This window comes from Rhizobium ecuadorense (assembly GCF_001187535.1).
GTDB classification, from domain to species: Bacteria; Pseudomonadota; Alphaproteobacteria; order Rhizobiales; family Rhizobiaceae; genus Rhizobium; species Rhizobium ecuadorense.
Genome location: NZ_LFIO01001222.1, coordinates 1 through 219 on the forward strand (window position 1 = coordinate 1; position 219 = coordinate 219).

The window sequence follows — 219 nt, forward strand, 5'->3', positions numbered from 1 at the left end:
TCCGGTGATGTGGAGGATCCGCGATCGACCGAGTTCTTTCAGGTGGTCGACGGCGAGGCGGGCGCCCTGTTCGTCATCCGGAAAGAAGGTGACGCTGTCAGCCGGCCCCTCGGCAAAGACGTAGACGACGGGTATCGGCAGGCGGGACAGCTGGACTGGCGGCGTGAGGTCGAGGCGGGTCGCGGTTAATATGATGACGTCGACCTGCCGGTCGCGAAG

Annotated in this window: 1 pseudogene; it reads right to left on the reverse strand. The window is 64.8% G+C overall.

Features of this window, described 5'->3' with window-relative positions:
* Window positions 1-219, reverse strand: a pseudogene (locus AF337_RS25740) (LacI family transcriptional regulator); the annotation flags it as partial.